This window comes from Photorhabdus sp. P32 (genome assembly GCF_038085095.1).
Lineage (GTDB): Bacteria > Pseudomonadota > Gammaproteobacteria > Enterobacterales > Enterobacteriaceae > Photorhabdus > Photorhabdus luminescens.
Genome location: NZ_JAZGJN010000234.1, coordinates 14,565 through 30,941, shown reverse-complemented (window position 1 = coordinate 30,941; position 16,377 = coordinate 14,565). Strand labels below are relative to the sequence as shown.

General features: G+C 44.5%; 27 protein-coding genes, 4 tRNA genes and 1 rRNA gene. 31 read left to right on the top strand and 1 reads right to left on the bottom strand.

Translation table 11 applies throughout. The annotated features are described in order from the left end of the window. Positions 1-150: 150 nt before the first annotated feature. The 3 genes from rrf to birA all read left to right on the top strand — a co-directional run bounded on the left by rrf (position 151) and on the right by birA (position 2,387). Positions 151-266: ribosomal RNA gene (gene rrf / locus V2H77_RS07220) — 5S ribosomal RNA — on the top strand. A 139-nt stretch (positions 267-405) separates the two neighbouring features. Further along, the gene (murB, locus tag V2H77_RS07215; protein ID WP_341498256.1) at positions 406-1,431 is read left to right on the top strand and encodes a UDP-N-acetylmuramate dehydrogenase; all 1,026 of its coding nucleotides are present in this window, start codon (positions 406-408) and stop codon (positions 1,429-1,431) included. Next, positions 1,428-2,387, top strand: coding sequence for a bifunctional biotin--[acetyl-CoA-carboxylase] ligase/biotin operon repressor BirA (gene birA, locus V2H77_RS07210; RefSeq protein WP_341498255.1), 960 nt, complete (start codon positions 1,428-1,430; stop codon positions 2,385-2,387). Before murB ends, birA begins: the two co-directional genes overlap by 4 nt. 43 nt (positions 2,388-2,430) lie before the next feature. On the opposite strand, the gene coaA is transcribed toward birA, so the two are convergent. Then, on the bottom strand, positions 2,431-3,381 hold the full coding sequence (gene coaA, locus V2H77_RS07205) for a type I pantothenate kinase (RefSeq protein ID WP_265381394.1): 951 nt from the start codon (positions 3,379-3,381) through the stop codon (positions 2,431-2,433). A 431-nt stretch (positions 3,382-3,812) separates the two neighbouring features. Here coaA and V2H77_RS07200 point away from each other — a divergent pair. The 28 genes from V2H77_RS07200 to rplO all read left to right on the top strand — a co-directional run bounded on the left by V2H77_RS07200 (position 3,813) and on the right by rplO (position 16,373). After that, a tRNA-Thr gene (locus tag V2H77_RS07200) sits at positions 3,813-3,888 on the top strand. Positions 3,889-3,904: 16 nt separating this feature from the next. Beyond that, positions 3,905-3,989, top strand: a tRNA-Tyr gene (locus V2H77_RS07195). Positions 3,990-4,090: 101 nt separating this feature from the next. Next, a tRNA-Gly gene (locus V2H77_RS07190) sits at positions 4,091-4,165 on the top strand. Positions 4,166-4,171: 6 nt separating this feature from the next. Continuing rightward, a tRNA-Thr gene (locus tag V2H77_RS07185) sits at positions 4,172-4,247 on the top strand. A 111-nt stretch (positions 4,248-4,358) separates the two neighbouring features. Further along, complete coding sequence (gene tuf / locus V2H77_RS07180; RefSeq protein ID WP_265515177.1) at positions 4,359-5,543, top strand: elongation factor Tu; 1,185 nt, start codon at positions 4,359-4,361, stop codon at positions 5,541-5,543. A 598-nt stretch (positions 5,544-6,141) separates the two neighbouring features. Further along, on the top strand, positions 6,142-6,336 hold the full coding sequence (gene bfd, locus V2H77_RS07175; protein ID WP_046393852.1) for a bacterioferritin-associated ferredoxin: 195 nt from the start codon (positions 6,142-6,144) through the stop codon (positions 6,334-6,336). Between the two features lie 76 nt (positions 6,337-6,412). Next, a complete protein-coding gene (gene bfr, locus V2H77_RS07170; RefSeq protein WP_265380950.1) occupies positions 6,413-6,889 on the top strand; it encodes a bacterioferritin in 477 nt (158 codons plus the stop codon). A 295-nt stretch (positions 6,890-7,184) separates the two neighbouring features. Beyond that, positions 7,185-7,496, top strand: coding sequence for a 30S ribosomal protein S10 (rpsJ, locus tag V2H77_RS07165; protein WP_001181005.1), 312 nt, complete (start codon positions 7,185-7,187; stop codon positions 7,494-7,496). 32 nt (positions 7,497-7,528) lie between these two features. Then, positions 7,529-8,158 carry a 50S ribosomal protein L3 gene (gene rplC / locus V2H77_RS07160; RefSeq protein ID WP_265380949.1) on the top strand — a complete coding sequence of 210 codons (630 nt, stop codon included), beginning with the start codon at positions 7,529-7,531 and terminating at the stop codon, positions 8,156-8,158. Positions 8,159-8,174: 16 nt separating this feature from the next. Next, positions 8,175-8,780: a 50S ribosomal protein L4 gene (rplD, locus tag V2H77_RS07155; protein ID WP_036781898.1), complete on the top strand. Its 606-nt coding sequence runs from the start codon at positions 8,175-8,177 to the stop codon at positions 8,778-8,780. Beyond that, the gene (gene rplW, locus V2H77_RS07150) at positions 8,777-9,079 is read left to right on the top strand and encodes a 50S ribosomal protein L23 (protein ID WP_021322796.1); all 303 of its coding nucleotides are present in this window, start codon (positions 8,777-8,779) and stop codon (positions 9,077-9,079) included. Before rplD ends, rplW begins: the two co-directional genes overlap by 4 nt. A gap of 19 nt (positions 9,080-9,098) precedes the next feature. Continuing rightward, the gene (gene rplB / locus V2H77_RS07145) at positions 9,099-9,923 is read left to right on the top strand and encodes a 50S ribosomal protein L2 (RefSeq protein ID WP_036781895.1); all 825 of its coding nucleotides are present in this window, start codon (positions 9,099-9,101) and stop codon (positions 9,921-9,923) included. A 14-nt stretch (positions 9,924-9,937) separates the two neighbouring features. Continuing rightward, on the top strand, positions 9,938-10,216 hold the full coding sequence (rpsS, locus tag V2H77_RS07140; RefSeq protein WP_011148791.1) for a 30S ribosomal protein S19: 279 nt from the start codon (positions 9,938-9,940) through the stop codon (positions 10,214-10,216). A gap of 14 nt (positions 10,217-10,230) precedes the next feature. Continuing rightward, on the top strand, positions 10,231-10,563 hold the full coding sequence (gene rplV, locus V2H77_RS07135) for a 50S ribosomal protein L22 (protein WP_011148790.1): 333 nt from the start codon (positions 10,231-10,233) through the stop codon (positions 10,561-10,563). A gap of 17 nt (positions 10,564-10,580) precedes the next feature. After that, positions 10,581-11,282, top strand: coding sequence for a 30S ribosomal protein S3 (rpsC, locus tag V2H77_RS07130; RefSeq protein WP_015836279.1), 702 nt, complete (start codon positions 10,581-10,583; stop codon positions 11,280-11,282). Between the two features lie 12 nt (positions 11,283-11,294). After that, positions 11,295-11,705: a 50S ribosomal protein L16 gene (gene rplP / locus V2H77_RS07125; RefSeq protein ID WP_011148788.1), complete on the top strand. Its 411-nt coding sequence runs from the start codon at positions 11,295-11,297 to the stop codon at positions 11,703-11,705. Then, the gene (gene rpmC / locus V2H77_RS07120; protein ID WP_010847484.1) at positions 11,705-11,896 is read left to right on the top strand and encodes a 50S ribosomal protein L29; all 192 of its coding nucleotides are present in this window, start codon (positions 11,705-11,707) and stop codon (positions 11,894-11,896) included. The genes rplP and rpmC overlap by 1 nt, the downstream gene beginning before the upstream one ends. Continuing rightward, positions 11,896-12,150 carry a 30S ribosomal protein S17 gene (gene rpsQ, locus V2H77_RS07115; protein WP_011148786.1) on the top strand — a complete coding sequence of 85 codons (255 nt, stop codon included), beginning with the start codon at positions 11,896-11,898 and terminating at the stop codon, positions 12,148-12,150. Before rpmC ends, rpsQ begins: the two co-directional genes overlap by 1 nt. A 179-nt stretch (positions 12,151-12,329) precedes the next feature. Further along, the gene (rplN, locus tag V2H77_RS07110; RefSeq protein WP_036781889.1) at positions 12,330-12,701 is read left to right on the top strand and encodes a 50S ribosomal protein L14; all 372 of its coding nucleotides are present in this window, start codon (positions 12,330-12,332) and stop codon (positions 12,699-12,701) included. Positions 12,702-12,711: 10 nt separating this feature from the next. Further along, positions 12,712-13,026, top strand: a complete 315-nt coding sequence (gene rplX, locus V2H77_RS07105) for a 50S ribosomal protein L24 (protein WP_265380947.1) — start codon at positions 12,712-12,714, stop codon at positions 13,024-13,026. A 14-nt stretch (positions 13,027-13,040) separates the two neighbouring features. After that, positions 13,041-13,580 (top strand): 50S ribosomal protein L5, encoded by a 540-nt coding sequence (rplE, locus tag V2H77_RS07100; protein WP_011148783.1) that lies wholly within the window; start codon positions 13,041-13,043, stop codon positions 13,578-13,580. A 12-nt stretch (positions 13,581-13,592) separates the two neighbouring features. Beyond that, a complete protein-coding gene (rpsN, locus tag V2H77_RS07095; RefSeq protein WP_214055243.1) occupies positions 13,593-13,898 on the top strand; it encodes a 30S ribosomal protein S14 in 306 nt (101 codons plus the stop codon). Between the two features lie 33 nt (positions 13,899-13,931). Further along, on the top strand, positions 13,932-14,324 hold the full coding sequence (gene rpsH, locus V2H77_RS07090; protein ID WP_011148781.1) for a 30S ribosomal protein S8: 393 nt from the start codon (positions 13,932-13,934) through the stop codon (positions 14,322-14,324). Between the two features lie 14 nt (positions 14,325-14,338). Beyond that, positions 14,339-14,872: a 50S ribosomal protein L6 gene (gene rplF / locus V2H77_RS07085; RefSeq protein ID WP_049584857.1), complete on the top strand. Its 534-nt coding sequence runs from the start codon at positions 14,339-14,341 to the stop codon at positions 14,870-14,872. A 9-nt stretch (positions 14,873-14,881) separates the two neighbouring features. Further along, positions 14,882-15,235, top strand: coding sequence for a 50S ribosomal protein L18 (rplR, locus tag V2H77_RS07080; RefSeq protein ID WP_011148779.1), 354 nt, complete (start codon positions 14,882-14,884; stop codon positions 15,233-15,235). Positions 15,236-15,249: 14 nt separating this feature from the next. After that, positions 15,250-15,750: a 30S ribosomal protein S5 gene (rpsE, locus tag V2H77_RS07075; protein WP_086955011.1), complete on the top strand. Its 501-nt coding sequence runs from the start codon at positions 15,250-15,252 to the stop codon at positions 15,748-15,750. Positions 15,751-15,755: 5 nt separating this feature from the next. Then, a complete protein-coding gene (gene rpmD, locus V2H77_RS07070; protein ID WP_036781914.1) occupies positions 15,756-15,935 on the top strand; it encodes a 50S ribosomal protein L30 in 180 nt (59 codons plus the stop codon). Between the two features lie 3 nt (positions 15,936-15,938). After that, the gene (gene rplO, locus V2H77_RS07065) at positions 15,939-16,373 is read left to right on the top strand and encodes a 50S ribosomal protein L15 (protein ID WP_049584855.1); all 435 of its coding nucleotides are present in this window, start codon (positions 15,939-15,941) and stop codon (positions 16,371-16,373) included. Positions 16,374-16,377: the final 4 nt, after the last annotated feature.

The window sequence follows — 16,377 nt, the reverse complement described above, 5'->3', positions numbered from 1 at the left end:
GCCGAAGGTGTTTTGGCGTCGGCAGCCGGAAGACAGAGAACAGAAAACGGCTGTCGGAAGACAGAAGAGAGATGAATTTCAGCTTGTTCAGAGATTGATTCGGGCGGTTGCGGATGAAGAGACGCGACGGCCGGAGTAAAACCGAATATGCCTGGCGGCGATAGCGCGGCGGTCCCACCTGACCCCATGCCGAACTCAGCAGTGAAACGCCGTAGCGCCGATGGTAGTGTGGGGTCTCCCCATGTGAGAGTAGGGAACTGCCAGACTTTATTTTGAGACGAAAAGGCCATCCAAAAGGGTGGCCTTTTTGCATTAATAATAAAGAACTAACTTATTTTTCCAACTGTTTTCCACGCCTATAGCTGATAAACTACTTATTAAGTAGCTTTATTGAGTATTGAGTAAATGCTTTCTCTTAAAGAATTTAATACCTTTGGGTTATCAGTTTACGCTAAACGTTTAGATATAGCTGAATCTGCCGAGTCTTTATTAACTTTATGGCAGAAAGCCAAAAGTGAAAAACAACCTGCATTATTACTTGGTGGAGGCAGTAATGTCTTATTTACTGCAAATTTTGAAGGAACTGTGATTCTGAATAGGATTATGGGGATTCAACAGCGGGAGACAGATGAATCGTGGCATTTACATGTAGGGGCAGGAGAAAATTGGCATGAATTAGTCTGCCATTCTCTTAAAAATCAAATCTATGGATTAGAGAATCTGGCTTTAATTCCTGGTTGCGTTGGTGCTGCACCAATTCAAAATATTGGTGCATATGGTATTGAATTTAGAGATGTGTGTGAATATGTAGATATTCTTAATCTAGAAACTGGGGAACAAACGCGTCTTAGTGTTGGTGAATGTCAGTTTGGATATCGGGATAGTGTTTTCAAGCATAAATATAAAGTAAATCATTCCATTATCTCCGTAGGATTATTGTTGAAGAAGAATTGGCGGCCGATATTGAGCTATGGTGATTTAGTTAGGCTGTCGAAAGATAATGTAACTCCTCAGAATATCTTTGATTCAGTATGTGCAATGCGTACCAATAAATTGCCTGATCCTGCAATAACAGGAAATGCGGGGAGTTTCTTTAAAAACCCAATTGTCAGTGCGCAAGTTGCGGCAAAAATCAAAGAAAATTACCCTGATAGCCCCCAATATCCTTACATGAATGGGATGTTTAAATTAGCGGCAGGTTGGCTCATTGAACATTGTAATTTAAAAGGTTATCGCATTGGAGGTGCATCTGTGCATCTTAGACAAGCTCTAGTATTGATAAATCAGGAAAATGCTACAGGCAAGGATGTAGTCTCATTGGCTGCCTATACTCGTCAGCAAGTGATAAGTAAGTTTGGTGTGTTACTTGAACCTGAGGTTCGTTTTATTGGTTCTAAAGGCGAAATTGATGCTGTGGAATGTATTTCATGAAAGATATAACCGTGCCATTACAGTTGATTAAGATTTTGTCTGACGGTGACGTTCATTCTGGCCAACAGTTGGGACAAGATTTAGGAATGAGTAGAGCTGGGATTAATAAACATATACAGACAATTCGTGAATGGGGAATTGAACTAGAAACAACTCCTGGAAAGGGCTATAGCCTTGTGGTGCCTATGCAATTACTTGATGAATATACTATTTTTCAATACTTACCTCAGGATCGTATAACTGTTTTGCCAGTTATTGATTCGACTAATCAGTACTTGCTTGAACGTTTATCTGAGTTGAAATCAGGGGATGCTTGTGTTGCAGAGTATCAGTATGCTGGCAGAGGGCGGCGTGGAAGGAAATGGGTTTCGCCCTTTGGAAAAAATCTTTATTTATCTATGTATTGGCGCCTTGAACAAGGACCTGCTGCTGCAATCGGATTGAGTCTGGTTGTTGGCATTGTTATTGCTGAAGTATTACATCGATTTGGAGCTGATAGAATTAGGGTAAAATGGCCAAATGATTTATATCTTGATGATAAGAAATTAGCGGGAATCTTAGTTGAATTAATAGGAAAGACTGGTGATGCTGCTCAGGTTGTGATAGGGGCGGGTATAAATATTTCAATGGATCATAGGGATGAAGAATCTATTAATCAGCAATGGATTAATTTGTTGCAGGCAGGCATTGAAGTTGATCGTAATAAATTGGCTGTAGAAATAATACTTGATCTAAGGAAGGCTTTAATTCAGTTTGAAAATGAAGGTTTGTCTTCATTTGTTTCTCGGTGGTTTGAGTTAGATAATTTTATGGATAGACCGGTGAAATTAATTATTGGTAGTCAGGAAGTGTATGGTATAGCTAGGGGTATTAATCAGCAAGGTGCTTTGTTACTTGATCAGAATGGTGTTATAACCCCATATATAGGTGGGGAGATTTCTTTAAGAGGTTGTTAAAAACGACCGGAAGAGGAATGTCTTCCGGATTCGGGAACTATTTTTACTTACGCAGTCTTACGCTTTCAATAGTGTGATTAGTACCTTTTGTCATGATTAGGCTTGCACGTTCTCGAGTTGGTAAAATATTTTGTCGCAAATTCAGTCCATTGATTTCTTGCCAGATATCTGATGCAGTATTTATGGCTTCTTCTTCTGATAGCTTGGAATAGCTGTGGAAATAAGAGTCTGGATCGGAAAAGGCGCCCTGACGGAATTTTAAGAAACGACTGATATACCAACTTTTGAGTAGTTTTTCTGGTGCATCGACGTAGATAGAAAAGTCGACAAAATCAGAGACAAATACATGGTGTGGATCATGAGGATAATCCATACCGCTTTGTAATACATTCAAACCTTCGAGAATCAAAATGTCTGGTTGTTTAATGAGTTTTTGCTCGTTTGGTACGATATCATAGGTAAGATGAGAGTAAACTGGTGCGGATACTTGTGTAGATCCCGATTTAATATCAGATACAAATTTCACTAAGCTATGCATATCATATGATTGCGGGAACCCTTTCTTTTTCATCAGTCCACGTTCATTCAGTACGTTATTAGAATGTAGAAAACCATCTGTAGTAATTAATTCTACACTTCTGTGTTCAGGCCAACGACTTAGCAGGGCTTGTAATAGACGTGCAGTAGTACTTTTACCAACGGCAACACTACCAGCAATTCCTATGACATAAGGGACTTTTTGTCCATCAGTACCTAGAAATTGTTCGAGCACTGCTTGACGACGTAAATTTGAACTAATATAAAAATTGAGTAAGCGAGATAAAGGAAGGTAAATCTCAACAACTTCTTCTAAAGAAATTTCTTCATTAATTCCTTTTAAATCAATTAATTCTTCTTTTGTTAGTGTCAGTGGAACTGAATCGCGTAAGGTTGCCCATTGTTCACGATTGAATTGCAAATATGGAGTGGCCAAAAAAAGTTCTTTTTTATTCATAAACCAACATCTGCCTGTTTGTGCAGGTTGGACAAGTTGCAATAAACAACCTGTACCCGGCAAAAAATAAATTGCATGATATCGACTGATGAGCGGCAGGCGTAGGCTTTTTTGTATTTTTATCGGTTTTTTTTGCAAGGAATGCAGAAGCGTAAAAAATTGAGTTGCTTTACTTAATGTTAGCTTTAGCTGTTTGTTTATCATGATGGAAATTTAAATGACGTAAAATGAAGTGACCTATCAAGTTTTATCGGGCACTGTGATCAGTTCCTCGATGGTGATAGGTGATTTTGTGTTTATTATTTGAGCTAAACATATTGAAAAAAACAGCTAATTGAATGAAAGTGAGCGTTTTGTGACCGAATGATCAAGGATGGCAATTTTTTTGTTGCATAGTGCTCTCACACTGCCTAGAATGCGCAGCACTTGATGCCGGCATAGCTCAGTTGGTAGAGCAACTGACTTGTAATCAGTAGGTCCCGAGTTCGATTCTTGGTGCCGGCACCATTAAAAATTTGGAAAAGGTGGGGTTCCCGAGCGGCCAAAGGGAGCAGACTGTAAATCTGCCGTCACAGACTTCGAAGGTTCGAATCCTTCCCCCACCACCAAAGAATCAGATTTAGTCTTGGTATCTTCTTTTCCTTTTACTAAAGGAAAAGCATATCGAGACCGACGTACAGCTGATTAAAGTCAGGTAGCCGAGTTCAATGCGGGCATCGTATAATGGCTATTACCTCAGCCTTCCAAGCTGATGATGCGGGTTCGATTCCCGCTGCCCGCTCCAAGATGTGCTGATATAGCTCAGTTGGTAGAGCGCACCCTTGGTAAGGGTGAGGTCGGCAGTTCGAATCTGCCTATCAGCACCACTTCCTTAATGTCCTTGTCTCCCGATTTTATTCCTGTAAGCGATATTCAACGAGCAATTGCTTGGTTGATGTGGTGGAACCACCGATTCCGTGTCTTAGAGGGACAATCTAATGTCTAAAGAAAAGTTTGAACGTACAAAACCGCACGTTAACGTTGGTACTATCGGCCACGTTGACCACGGTAAAACTACCCTGACTGCCGCCATCACTACCGTACTGGCTAAAACCTACGGTGGTAGCGCTCGCGCATTCGACCAAATCGATAACGCGCCAGAAGAAAAAGCGCGTGGTATCACTATCTCTACTTCTCACGTAGAATACGATACTCCAAGCCGCCACTATGCGCACGTTGACTGCCCAGGCCACGCTGACTATGTGAAAAACATGATCACCGGTGCGGCTCAGATGGACGGCGCAATCCTAGTAGTTGCTGCGACTGACGGCCCAATGCCACAGACTCGTGAGCACATTCTGTTAGGTCGTCAGGTAGGCGTTCCTTACATCATCGTGTTCCTGAACAAATGTGACATGGTAGACGACGAAGAACTGCTGGAACTGGTTGAGATGGAAGTGCGTGAGCTGCTGTCTCAGTACGATTTCCCAGGCGACGACACGCCAGTTATCCGTGGTTCTGCGCTGAAAGCGCTGGAAGGCGATGCTGAGTGGGAAAGCAAAATCCTGGAGCTGGCGGAAGCGCTGGACAGCTACATTCCAGAACCAGAGCGTGCAATCGACCAGCCATTCCTGCTGCCAATCGAAGACGTATTCTCTATTTCAGGCCGTGGTACCGTAGTTACCGGTCGTGTAGAGCGTGGTATCGTGAAAGTGGGTGAAGAAGTTGAAATCGTGGGTATCAAAGACACGACTAAAACGACTTGTACTGGCGTAGAAATGTTCCGCAAACTGCTGGACGAAGGCCGTGCGGGTGAGAACGTGGGTGTTCTGCTGCGTGGTACTAAACGTGACGAAATCGAACGTGGTCAGGTACTGGCAAAACCAGGTTCAATCAAGCCGCACACCACTTTCGAATCAGAAGTTTATATTCTGAGCAAAGACGAAGGCGGCCGTCATACGCCATTCTTCAAAGGCTACCGTCCACAGTTCTACTTCCGTACAACTGACGTGACCGGCACAATCGAGCTGCCAGAAGGCGTGGAAATGGTGATGCCAGGTGATAACATTCAGATGAAAGTGACCCTGATTGCGCCAATCGCAATGGACCAGGGTCTGCGCTTCGCTATCCGTGAAGGCGGCCGTACTGTCGGTGCTGGTGTTGTTGCTAAAATTATTGCTTAATAGCTAATAATTGAGTATCTAACCTTAGGACAAGTTTGCATTCTGGCTTGTTTTAGAACAGACACCTGGTTGTGCTGCACTAGGTGTCTGTTAGTAAGTATTTTAATTGATATCCCCCTTCCTTAAATTCCCTGTATGAACTCCCCCATTGTATTATCTCTTGGTGTCTTAATTTTTTGATTTTGGTTATTTTTTCTAGTGGTGTCATCGTTATCTAACTGTTCTACCTATATATTCATCATTCATCGGTAGAATGCGTTAGCGGTAACCAACCCGTGATTTTCCCAAATATGCATTTGTCTTCAAACTTAGATGAGTCATCTTTTCTTTTATATACAGGTAGTTATTAGTTTTTGAACAAATTGCTGATGTGATGTTGGAGATAGTTTTAAGATGGAATAAGTTCAAGAAAATTCCCAATAGGGATGAAAATCCTTTCTAGCCAAGAAGTTACAGAATGAGATAACTATCTCTATTTGACAAAGCTAAAAAGGTGGTTGGAAGAACTTGAATCAGAAAATTAAAATGCGAATGATTATTGAAATGAGACTCATTATTATTTAATATGCGCTATAATGTGTACCAGAGAGTGTTATTTATGTATGTCTGCCTATGTAATGCGGTAAGTGACAAAACAATACGTAATGCGGTGCGTCAACATCATATTCACTCTATTAGAGAACTAAAGCGTATTGTGCCTGTAGGCCGTGATTGTGGCAAATGCATACGCCAAGCCAGAGAGCTTATTAATGAGGAGATTGCACAGCTGCCTAAGATAGATAACGTTGCTTGATAAAAAAGGGATAAGTTTACTACTACTCTGCTGAATAGGTACTACACTTTAAGTACTGGAAGCGGAGGAGTAAACTATGAAAGGTGATAAAAAAATGATTGCTCATTTGAACAAACTTCTTGGAAATGAGCTTGTTGCAATTAATCAGTATTTTCTGCACGCCCGGATGTTCAAAAACTGGGGCCTTACCCGCCTTAATGATAAGGAATATCATGAATCTATCGATGAAATGAAGCATGCCGATAGGTACATTGAACGTATCCTTTTTCTTGAAGGAATTCCTAATTTACAGGATCTAGGAAAGCTCAATATCGGAGAAGATATTGAAGAAATGCTCAAATCTGACTTGCAGCTCGAATTGCAAGGAGCTAGAGATTTGAAAGAAGCAATTGTTTATGCTGATTCGATTCATGACTATGTTAGTCGTGATTTGATGATCGATATCCTAGATGAGGAAGAAGAGCACATTGATTGGCTGGAAACTCAATTTGAACTAATTGAACGTATGGGGATTCAAAATTACACTCAAGCACAGATTCTTGAAGGAGAATAGCTACAAATGCCCTATCTGTTAAGTTAGGGCATCTTGTTTCATGCTCCTTTAACTCTACTCCGAACAGATCTTCATCTGTATCTTGCTTTGTTAATTGATTTGCGTATAATATGCGGTCTTACTTATGTGTAAGTCTGGTTTGTTAACCAGTAGTAAATGCGCAGGATTGTTTTGCTGCCATTTAAAATACTCCCGATGTGGGGGTTATATATTGAACGATTACACTCTCCCGTCAATCGAAATGGGTACGAGGAGTAATTATTTACGTTTATAAAATAGTTGGAGCTCTGGTCTCATGCAGAACCAAAGAATCCGTATTCGCCTGAAAGCATTTGATCATCGTTTGATCGATCAATCAACTGCGGAAATTGTCGAGACCGCTAAGCGTACTGGTGCGCAGGTTCGTGGTCCGATCCCGCTACCGACTCGTAAAGAGCGTTTTACCGTTCTAATTTCTCCGCATGTTAATAAAGATGCGCGTGATCAGTACGAAATTCGCACTCATAAGCGTCTGGTTGACATCGTTGAGCCAACCGAGAAAACCGTTGATGCTCTGATGCGTCTGGATCTGGCTGCCGGTGTAGACGTGCAGATCAGCCTGGGTTAATCAGGTCATTGAACGATTGAGAGGTTGAAACAATGATTGGTTTAGTCGGTAAAAAAGTGGGTATGACTCGTATCTTCACTGAAGATGGCGTTTCTATCCCTGTAACTGTTATCGAAATTGAAGATAACCGTGTCACTCAGGTTAAAGATCTGGATAGCGATGGTTATCGTGCAATTCAGGTTACTACTGGTAGCAAAAAAGCTAACCGTATAAACAAACCTGAAGCAGGCCATTTCGCTAAAGCCGGCGTTGAAGCTGGCCGTATCCTGCGTGAATTCCGTCTGTCTGAAGGCGAAGAATATGCTGTAGGTCAAAATATTAGCGTTGAGGTTTTTGCTGACGTTAAGAAAGTCGACGTTACTGGTACATCTAAAGGTAAAGGTTTTGCTGGTACTGTTAAGCGCTGGAACTTCCGTACCCAAGATGCTAGCCACGGTAACTCTTTGTCTCATCGTGTTCCGGGTTCTATTGGTCAGAACCAAACTCCGGGCAAGGTATTTAAAGGCAAGAAAATGGCAGGCCAACTGGGTAATGAGCGTGTAACTGTTCAAAGCCTGGATGTAGTACGTGTTGACGCTGAGCGCAACCTGCTGCTGGTCAAAGGTGCTGTTCCAGGTGCAACTGGCGGCAACCTGATCGTAAAACCGGCTGTTAAGGCGTAACGTCGAGGAGATAGGAATGGAATTGGTAATGAAAGACGCGCAAGGCGCGCTGACTGTTTCCGAAACTACCTTCGGGCGTGATTTCAATGAAGCGCTTGTGCATCAAGTAGTTGTTGCTTACGCAGCTGGTGCACGTCAAGGTACTCGTGCTCAGAAAACCCGTGCTGAAGTTTCTGGTTCAGGTAAGAAACCATGGCGTCAGAAAGGCACTGGCCGTGCACGTTCTGGTTCTATTAAGAGCCCAATTTGGCGCTCTGGTGGTGTAACTTTTGCAGCTAAACCACAGGACCACAGTCAAAAAGTTAATAAGAAAATGTACCGTGGTGCTTTAAAAAGCATCCTGTCTGAACTGGTACGTCAAGATCGTTTGATCGTTGTCGAGAAGTTTTCTGTAGAAGCTCCTAAAACCAAGCTTCTGGTTCAGAAACTGAAAGAGATGGCTCTGGAAGATGTGCTGATTATCACTCATGAAGTTGATGAGAATTTATTCTTAGCAGCTCGCAACCTGTACAAGGTTGATGTTCGTGATGTAGCTGGTATTGATCCAGTTAGCTTAATCGCCTTTGATAAAGTGGTTATGACTGCTGATGCTGTGAAGCAAGTTGAGGAGATGCTGGCATGATCCGTGAAGAACGTCTGCTGAAAGTACTGCGCGCGCCGCACGTATCTGAAAAAGCTTCTACTGCGATGGAAAAGAGCAACACCATCGTTCTCAAAGTTGCGAAAGACGCGACTAAAGCAGAGATCAAAGCTGCTGTGCAGAAACTTTTTGAAGTCGAAGTTGAAGGTGTTAACACTTTGCTGGTTAAAGGCAAAACTAAACGCCACGGTCAGCGTATTGGTCGTCGTAGCGACTGGAAAAAAGCTTACGTTACACTGAAGGAAGGCCAGAATATGGACTTCATCGGTGGTGCAGAGTAAGTCGGAGGAGTAAAGAACAATGGCAATTGTTAAATGTAAACCTACGTCTCCGGGCCGTCGCCACGTCGTTAAAGTGGTTAACCCTGAGCTGCATAAGGGTAAACCTTATGCTCCATTGCTGGAAAAAAGCAGCAAAACCGGTGGTCGTAACAACAATGGCCGTATTACCACTCGTCACATTGGTGGTGGCCACAAGCAGCACTATCGTTTGATTGACTTTAAACGTAATAAAGATGGTATCCCTGCTGTAGTTGAGCGTTTGGAATATGATCCAAACCGTTCAGCGAATATCGCCCTGGTTCTGTATAAAGATGGTGAGCGTCGTTATATCCTTGCGCCTAAGGGGCTGAAAGCTGGTGATCAGATCCAATCTGGTGCTGACGCAGCTATCAAAACTGGTAACGCATTGCCAATGCGCAATATCCCTGTTGGTTCTACCGTGCATAACGTAGAAATGAAGCCGGGTAAAGGTGGTCAATTGGCTCGTTCCGCTGGTGCATACGTTCAGATCGTTGCCCGTGATGGTTCTTATGTAACTTTGCGTCTGCGTTCTGGTGAAATGCGTAAAGTTCTGTCTGATTGCCGCGCCACCCTGGGTGAAGTTGGCAATGCAGAACATATGCTACGCGTTCTGGGTAAAGCTGGTGCAAGTCGCTGGCGTGGCATTCGTCCTACCGTTCGTGGTACGGCGATGAACCCGGTAGATCACCCTCATGGTGGTGGTGAAGGTCGTAACTTTGGTAAACATCCTGTAACTCCTTGGGGTGTTCAAACTAAAGGTAAGAAGACCCGTAGTAATAAACGTACTGATCAGTTCATCGTACGTCGCCGTACTAAAAAATAATTAGAGGATAAACCATGCCACGTTCTCTCAAGAAAGGTCCATTTATTGACCTGCACTTGCTGAAGAAGGTAGAGAAAGCGGTGGAAAGCGGAGACAAAAAGCCTATCAAGACTTGGTCCCGTCGTTCAACGATCTTTCCTAACATGATCGGTTTGACCATCGCTGTCCATAATGGTCGTCAGCATGTACCAGTTTTTGTTTCCGACGAAATGGTTGGTCATAAACTAGGTGAATTCGCGCCGACCCGTACTTATCGCGGCCATGCGGCCGATAAAAAGGCTAAAAAGCGCTAAGGTAGGAGGAAGAGATGGAAACTATCGCTAAACATCGCCACGCTCGTTCTTCTGCTCAGAAGGTTCGCCTTGTAGCTGACCTGATTCGCGGTAAGAAAGTGTCGCAAGCTCTGGAAACTCTGACCTATACCAATAAGAAAGCTGCTGGTTTAGTGAAGAAAGTACTCGAGTCTGCTATTGCTAATGCAGAACACAACGATGGTGCTGACATTGATGATCTGAAGGTCACGAAGATTTTCGTAGACGAAGGCCCGACCATGAAGCGTATTATGCCTCGTGCAAAAGGTCGTGCAGATCGTATCCTGAAGCGCAGCAGCCACATTACTGTGGTTGTGTCCGATCGCTGAGACTCTGGAGACTAGCAATGGGTCAGAAAGTACATCCTAATGGTATTCGCCTGGGTATTGTCAAACCTTGGAACTCTACCTGGTATGCGAATACTAAAGAATTCGCTGACAACCTGGACAGCGATTTTAAAGTTCGTCAGTACTTGAATAAAGAACTGGCAAAAGCGTCTATTTCACGCATTGTTATTGAACGTCCTGCTAAAAGTATTCGTGTGACTATCCACACTGCTCGCCCAGGTATCGTAATCGGTAAGAAAGGTGAAGACGTAGAAAAACTGCGTAAAACTGTAGCGGAAATCGCTGGTGTTCCTGCGCAAATTAATATCTCTGAAGTGCGTAAGCCTGAACTAGACGCGAAATTGGTTGCTGACAGCATTACTTCACAGCTGGAACGCCGTGTTATGTTCCGTCGAGCTATGAAGCGTGCAGTTCAGAATGCGATGCGTTTGGGCGCTAAAGGCATTAAAGTGGAAGTCAGTGGCCGTTTAGGCGGTGCTGAAATTGCGCGTACTGAATGGTATCGTGAAGGTCGTGTACCGTTGCACACACTGCGTGCAGACATCGACTATAACACTTCAGAAGCGCACACCACTTATGGTGTACTCGGCGTTAAGGTATGGATCTTCAAAGGTGAGATCTTGGGTGGTATGGCTGCTGTTGAACAGGCGGAAAAACCGGCTGCACAACCTAAAAAGCAGCAGCGTAAAGGCCGCAAGTAAGGAGAGTCGCTGATGTTACAACCAAAGCGTACGAAATTCCGTAAAATGCACAAAGGCCGTAACCGTGGCCTGGCAGCAGGTGCGGATGTTAGCTTCGGCACTTTCGGTCTGAAAGCTGTGGGCCGTGGTCGTCTGACGGCACGTCAGATTGAAGCGGCACGTCGTGCTATGACCCGTGCAATTAAACGTCAAGGTAAAATCTGGATACGTGTATTTCCAGACAAACCTATTACTGAAAAGCCACTCGAAGTGCGTATGGGTAAAGGTAAAGGTAACGTAGAATATTGGGTTGCCTTGATCCAGCCTGGTAAAGTCCTTTATGAAATGGACGGTGTGCCTGAAGAGCTGGCTCGTGAAGCGTTCAAGCTGGCAGCAGCGAAACTGCCTATCAAGACCACCTTTGTAACTAAGACGGTGATGTAATGAAAGCACAAGAGCTGCGCGAAAAAAGCGTTGAAGAGCTGAATACTGAGCTGCTGAATTTGCTGCGTGAACAATTTAACCTGCGCATGCAGGCTGCAAGTGGCCAGCTACAACAGTCTCATCTGTTGAAACAAGTGCGTCGTAATATCGCACGCGTTAAGACTTTATTGACTGAGAAGGCGGGTGCGTAATGACCGATAAAATCCGTACTCTGCAAGGTCGTGTTGTAAGTGACAAAATGGAAAAATCTATTGTTGTTGCTATTGAACGTAAGGTGAAACATCCTCTATATGGTAAATTCATCAAACGTACGACTAAACTGCATGTACATGACGAGAACAATGAATGTGGCATCGGTGATGTGGTGGAAATCCGCGAAACCCGTCCACTGTCCAAAACTAAATCTTGGACTTTAGTTCGCGTTGTAGAGAAAGCGATTCTGTAAGCTGGCTCGAATAGAGTAAACGGCTCAGGCGATGAGCCGTTTATTTTTTCTATCTATATCTGAGATGTGGTGTTATAATGCCGCGCCCTCATGATATGGGGTATCTGAACGGCCTCTTCATATTAAATTATAGTAGTGAAGTGGGCTCAGTAGTAGTTGACATTTAGCGGAGCACTAAAATGATCCAAGAACAGACTATGCTGAACGTGGCCGACAACTCCGGTGCACGTCGCGTAATGTGTATCAAGGTTCTGGGTGGCTCGCACCGTCGCTATGCACACGTCGGCGACATCATAAAAGTCACCATCAAGGAAGCAATTCCTCGTGGTAAAGTGAAAAAAGGTGATGTCCTGAAAGCGGTAGTGGTGCGCACCAAGAAGGGTGTTCGTCGCCCTGACGGTTCTGTCATTCGCTTCGATGGCAATGCTTGCGTGTTGTTAAACAACACAAGTGAGCAAGTTATCGGTACGCGTATTTTTGGGCCGGTAACTCGTGAACTTCGTAATGAAAAGTTCATGAAAATTATCTCCCTGGCACCAGAAGTACTCTAAGGAGCGGACAATGGCAGCGAAAATCCGTCGTGATGACGAAGTTATCGTGTTGACTGGAAAAGATAAAGGTAAGCGCGGTAAAGTAAAACAGGTTCTTTCTACTGGGAAAGTCATTGTTGAAGGTATCAACTTGGTTAAAAAACATCAGAAGCCTGTTCCGGCTCTGAACCAGCCAGGTGGCATCGTTGAAAAAGAAGCTGCAATCCAGGTTTCAAACGTTGCGATCTTCAATACGGCAACCGGTAAGGCTGACCGTGTAGGTTTTAGATTTGAAGACGGAAAAAAAGTTCGTTTCTTTAAATCTAACAGCGAAACTATCAAGTAATTTGGAGTAATACGATGGCGAAACTGCATGATTACTACAAAGACGAGGTAGTCCAAAAACTGATGACTCAGTTTGGCTACAATTCTGTCATGCAAGTCCCTCGGGTCGAGAAGATCACCCTGAACATGGGTGTTGGTGAAGCGATCGCTGATAAGAAACTGCTGGATAATGCAGCAGCGGATCTGGCAGCAATCTCTGGTCAAAAACCATTGATCACCAAAGCACGCAAATCAGTTGCAGGCTTCAAAATCCGTCAGGGCTATCCAATCGGCTGTAAAGTGACCCTGCGTGGTGAACGTATGTGGGAGTTTCTTGAGCGCCTGATTTCTATTGCTGTACCTCGTATTCGTGACTTCCGCGGTTTGTCTGCTAAGTCATTTGATGGTCGTGGCAATTACAGCATGGGTGTACGTGAGCAAATCATCTTCCCTGAAATCGATTATGATAAAGTGGATCGTGTTCGTGGTCTGGATATTACTATCACCACAACTGCGAAATCTGATGATGAAGGCCGCGCACTGTTGGCTGCTTTTAACTTCCCGTTCCGCAAGTAAGGCAGGGTATTCATGGCTAAGCAATCATTGAAAGCACGTGATGTAAAACGTGCGAAATTAGCTGAAAAATTCTTCACTAAACGCGTGGAATTGAAAGCTATCATTTCTGATGTGAATGCATCTGATGAAGAGCGTTGGAATGCTGTTCTTAAGCTGCAAACACTGCCACGTGATTCCAGCCCTTCTCGTCAGCGTAACCGCTGTCGCCAAACTGGTCGTCCGCATGCGTTTTTGCGGAAGTTTGGGTTGAGCCGTATTAAAGTCCGTGAAGCCGCCATGCGCGGTGAAATTCCGGGCCTTAAAAAGGCTAGCTGGTAATTGTCACCAATTGAATCACGGGAGTAAAGACAGATGAGCATGCAAGATCCCATCGCGGATATGCTGACCCGTATCCGTAACGGTCAGGCCGCGAATAAAGTTGCGGTCACCATGCCTTCCTCCAAGCTGAAAGTGGCAATTGCCAAGGTGCTGAAGGAAGAAGGTTATATTGAAGATTATAAAATTGAAGGCGACACCAAGCCAGAGCTGGAATTAGTACTGAAATACTTCCAGGGCAAGGCTGTTGTAGAAAGTATTCAGCGTGTAAGCCGTCCAAGTCTGCGCATCTATAAGAAAAAAGATGAGCTGCCACAAGTTATGGCTGGTTTGGGTATCGCTGTTGTTTCTACCTCTAAAGGTGTAATGACTGATCGTGCAGCTCGCCAAGCTGGTCTTGGTGGCGAGATTCTCTGCTACGTAGCTTAATTCGGGAGGAAAGAATGTCTCGTGTTGCAAAAGCACCCGTCGTTATTCCTGCCGGCGTAGAGGTAAAACTCGACGGTCAGGTTATTTCGATTAAGGGTAAAAACGGCGAGCTAAGTCGTACAATCCACAGCGCAGTTGAAGTTAAGCATGCAGATAATCAACTGACTTTCGCTCCACGCGATGGTTATGTTGATGGTTGGGCACAGGCGGGTACAACTCGTTCTTTGCTGAATGCTATGGTTATCGGTGTTACCGAAGGCTTCACTAAGAAGCTTCAACTGGTAGGTGTTGGTTATCGTGCAGCAGTCAAAGGCAATGCTATCAACATGTCTCTGGGCTTCTCACATCCAGTTGACCACGAACTGCCAGCAGGCATTACTGCAGAATGTCCGTCACAAACTGAAATCGTACTAAAGGGTGCTGATAAACAGGTAATCGGTCAGGTTGCGGCAGAACTGCGTGCCTATCGTCGTCCTGAGCCTTATAAAGGTAAGGGTGTTCGTTACGCCGACGAAGTCGTGCGTATCAAAGAGGCTAAGAAGAAGTAAGGTAACACTATGGATAAGAAAGCAGCTCGTATCCGTCGTGCGACCCGCGCACGCCGCAAGCTCCAGGAACTGGGTGCAACTCGCCTGGTGGTACATCGTACCCCTCGCCATATTTATGCGCAGGTTATAGCACCAAACGGTTCTGAAACTTTGGTGGCAGCTTCTACTACAGAAAAAGCTATCAATGAGCAATTGAAATACACTGGAAATAAAGAAGCAGCAGCAGCGGTTGGCAAGGCAATTGCTGAACGTGCTCTGGAAAAAGGTATTAAAGATGTATCTTTTGACCGTTCTGGTTTCCAATATCATGGTCGAGTCCAGGCACTGGCAGATGCTGCCCGTGAAGCTGGCCTTCAGTTCTAAGGTAGAGGTGTAAGATGGCTCACATCGAAAAACAAGCTGGCGAACTGCAGGAAAAGCTGATTGCGGTAAATCGCGTATCTAAAACCGTAAAAGGTGGCCGGATTTTCAGCTTTACCGCACTGACTGTTGTAGGTGATGGTAATGGTCGCGTTGGTTTTGGCTACGGCAAAGCACGCGAAGTTCCGGCAGCAATCCAGAAAGCGATGGAAAAAGCCCGTCGCAATATGAAAACCGTCGCACTGAACAGCGGCACTTTGTATCACCCAGTAAAAGGTGGACACACTGGTTCCCGTGTGTTCATGCAGCCTGCTCACGAAGGTACTGGTATCATCGCAGGCGGTGCTATGCGTGCTGTTTTGGAAGTGGCTGGTGTTCGTAACGTACTGGCTAAAACCTATGGTTCCACTAACCCTATTAATGTGGTTCGTGCAACTCTGGATGCTTTAGACAGCATGAAGTCTCCAGAAATGGTCGCAGCTAAGCGTGGTAAATCCGTCGAAGAAATTCTGGGGTAATGACCATGGCTAAGACTATTAAAATAACACAGATTCGCAGTTCAATCGGCCGTCTGCCTAAGCATAAGGCAACTTTGGTTGGTTTAGGTCTGCGCCGTATCGGTCATACAGTAGAGCGTGAAGATACTCCTGCTATACGTGGTATGATCAACTTGGTTTCCTATATGGTTAAAGTTGAGGAGTAACAGATGCGCTTAAATACTCTGTCTCCGGCTGAAGGTTCCAAGCATGCGCCTAAACGTGTAGGTCGTGGTATTGGTTCTGGCCTGGGTAAAACCGGTGGCCGTGGTCACAAAGGCCAGAAGTCTCGTTCTGGTGGTGGCGTACGTCGCGGTTTTGAAGGTGGCCAGATGCCTTTATACCGTCGTTTGCCAAAATTTGGTTTTACTTCACGTAAGGCGATGGTTACAGCAGAAGTTCGTTTGTCTGATTTTGCTGCCGTTGAAGGCGATATTATCGATCTGAACGCATTGAAAGCCGCTAATGTTGTTGGCACTCAAATTGAATTCGCGAAAGTTATTCTTTCTGGTGAAATCAATCGTGCAGTAACTGTGCGTGGCCTTCGTGTTACTAAAGGCGCTCGTGCTGCAATCGAAGCTGCTGGCGGTAAAATTGAGGAATAAGTAA

What these genes read in the sequence shown, in the direction of transcription:
- murB (WP_341498256.1), top strand. Translation starts at nt 406, where the DNA reads ATGCTTTCTCTTAAAGAATTTAATACCTTTGGGTTATCAGTTTACGCT.
- birA (WP_341498255.1), top strand. Translation starts at nt 1,428, where the DNA reads ATGAAAGATATAACCGTGCCATTACAGTTGATTAAGATTTTGTCTGAC.
- coaA (WP_265381394.1), bottom strand. Translation starts at nt 3,381, where the DNA reads ATGAATAAAAAAGAACTTTTTTTGGCCACTCCATATTTGCAATTCAAT.
- tuf (WP_265515177.1), top strand. Translation starts at nt 4,359, where the DNA reads ATGTCTAAAGAAAAGTTTGAACGTACAAAACCGCACGTTAACGTTGGT.
- bfd (WP_046393852.1), top strand. Translation starts at nt 6,142, where the DNA reads ATGTATGTCTGCCTATGTAATGCGGTAAGTGACAAAACAATACGTAAT.
- bfr (WP_265380950.1), top strand. Translation starts at nt 6,413, where the DNA reads ATGAAAGGTGATAAAAAAATGATTGCTCATTTGAACAAACTTCTTGGA.
- rpsJ (WP_001181005.1), top strand. Translation starts at nt 7,185, where the DNA reads ATGCAGAACCAAAGAATCCGTATTCGCCTGAAAGCATTTGATCATCGT.
- rplC (WP_265380949.1), top strand. Translation starts at nt 7,529, where the DNA reads ATGATTGGTTTAGTCGGTAAAAAAGTGGGTATGACTCGTATCTTCACT.
- rplD (WP_036781898.1), top strand. Translation starts at nt 8,175, where the DNA reads ATGGAATTGGTAATGAAAGACGCGCAAGGCGCGCTGACTGTTTCCGAA.
- rplW (WP_021322796.1), top strand. Translation starts at nt 8,777, where the DNA reads ATGATCCGTGAAGAACGTCTGCTGAAAGTACTGCGCGCGCCGCACGTA.
- rplB (WP_036781895.1), top strand. Translation starts at nt 9,099, where the DNA reads ATGGCAATTGTTAAATGTAAACCTACGTCTCCGGGCCGTCGCCACGTC.
- rpsS (WP_011148791.1), top strand. Translation starts at nt 9,938, where the DNA reads ATGCCACGTTCTCTCAAGAAAGGTCCATTTATTGACCTGCACTTGCTG.
- rplV (WP_011148790.1), top strand. Translation starts at nt 10,231, where the DNA reads ATGGAAACTATCGCTAAACATCGCCACGCTCGTTCTTCTGCTCAGAAG.
- rpsC (WP_015836279.1), top strand. Translation starts at nt 10,581, where the DNA reads ATGGGTCAGAAAGTACATCCTAATGGTATTCGCCTGGGTATTGTCAAA.
- rplP (WP_011148788.1), top strand. Translation starts at nt 11,295, where the DNA reads ATGTTACAACCAAAGCGTACGAAATTCCGTAAAATGCACAAAGGCCGT.
- rpmC (WP_010847484.1), top strand. Translation starts at nt 11,705, where the DNA reads ATGAAAGCACAAGAGCTGCGCGAAAAAAGCGTTGAAGAGCTGAATACT.
- rpsQ (WP_011148786.1), top strand. Translation starts at nt 11,896, where the DNA reads ATGACCGATAAAATCCGTACTCTGCAAGGTCGTGTTGTAAGTGACAAA.
- rplN (WP_036781889.1), top strand. Translation starts at nt 12,330, where the DNA reads ATGATCCAAGAACAGACTATGCTGAACGTGGCCGACAACTCCGGTGCA.
- rplX (WP_265380947.1), top strand. Translation starts at nt 12,712, where the DNA reads ATGGCAGCGAAAATCCGTCGTGATGACGAAGTTATCGTGTTGACTGGA.
- rplE (WP_011148783.1), top strand. Translation starts at nt 13,041, where the DNA reads ATGGCGAAACTGCATGATTACTACAAAGACGAGGTAGTCCAAAAACTG.
- rpsN (WP_214055243.1), top strand. Translation starts at nt 13,593, where the DNA reads ATGGCTAAGCAATCATTGAAAGCACGTGATGTAAAACGTGCGAAATTA.
- rpsH (WP_011148781.1), top strand. Translation starts at nt 13,932, where the DNA reads ATGAGCATGCAAGATCCCATCGCGGATATGCTGACCCGTATCCGTAAC.
- rplF (WP_049584857.1), top strand. Translation starts at nt 14,339, where the DNA reads ATGTCTCGTGTTGCAAAAGCACCCGTCGTTATTCCTGCCGGCGTAGAG.
- rplR (WP_011148779.1), top strand. Translation starts at nt 14,882, where the DNA reads ATGGATAAGAAAGCAGCTCGTATCCGTCGTGCGACCCGCGCACGCCGC.
- rpsE (WP_086955011.1), top strand. Translation starts at nt 15,250, where the DNA reads ATGGCTCACATCGAAAAACAAGCTGGCGAACTGCAGGAAAAGCTGATT.
- rpmD (WP_036781914.1), top strand. Translation starts at nt 15,756, where the DNA reads ATGGCTAAGACTATTAAAATAACACAGATTCGCAGTTCAATCGGCCGT.
- rplO (WP_049584855.1), top strand. Translation starts at nt 15,939, where the DNA reads ATGCGCTTAAATACTCTGTCTCCGGCTGAAGGTTCCAAGCATGCGCCT.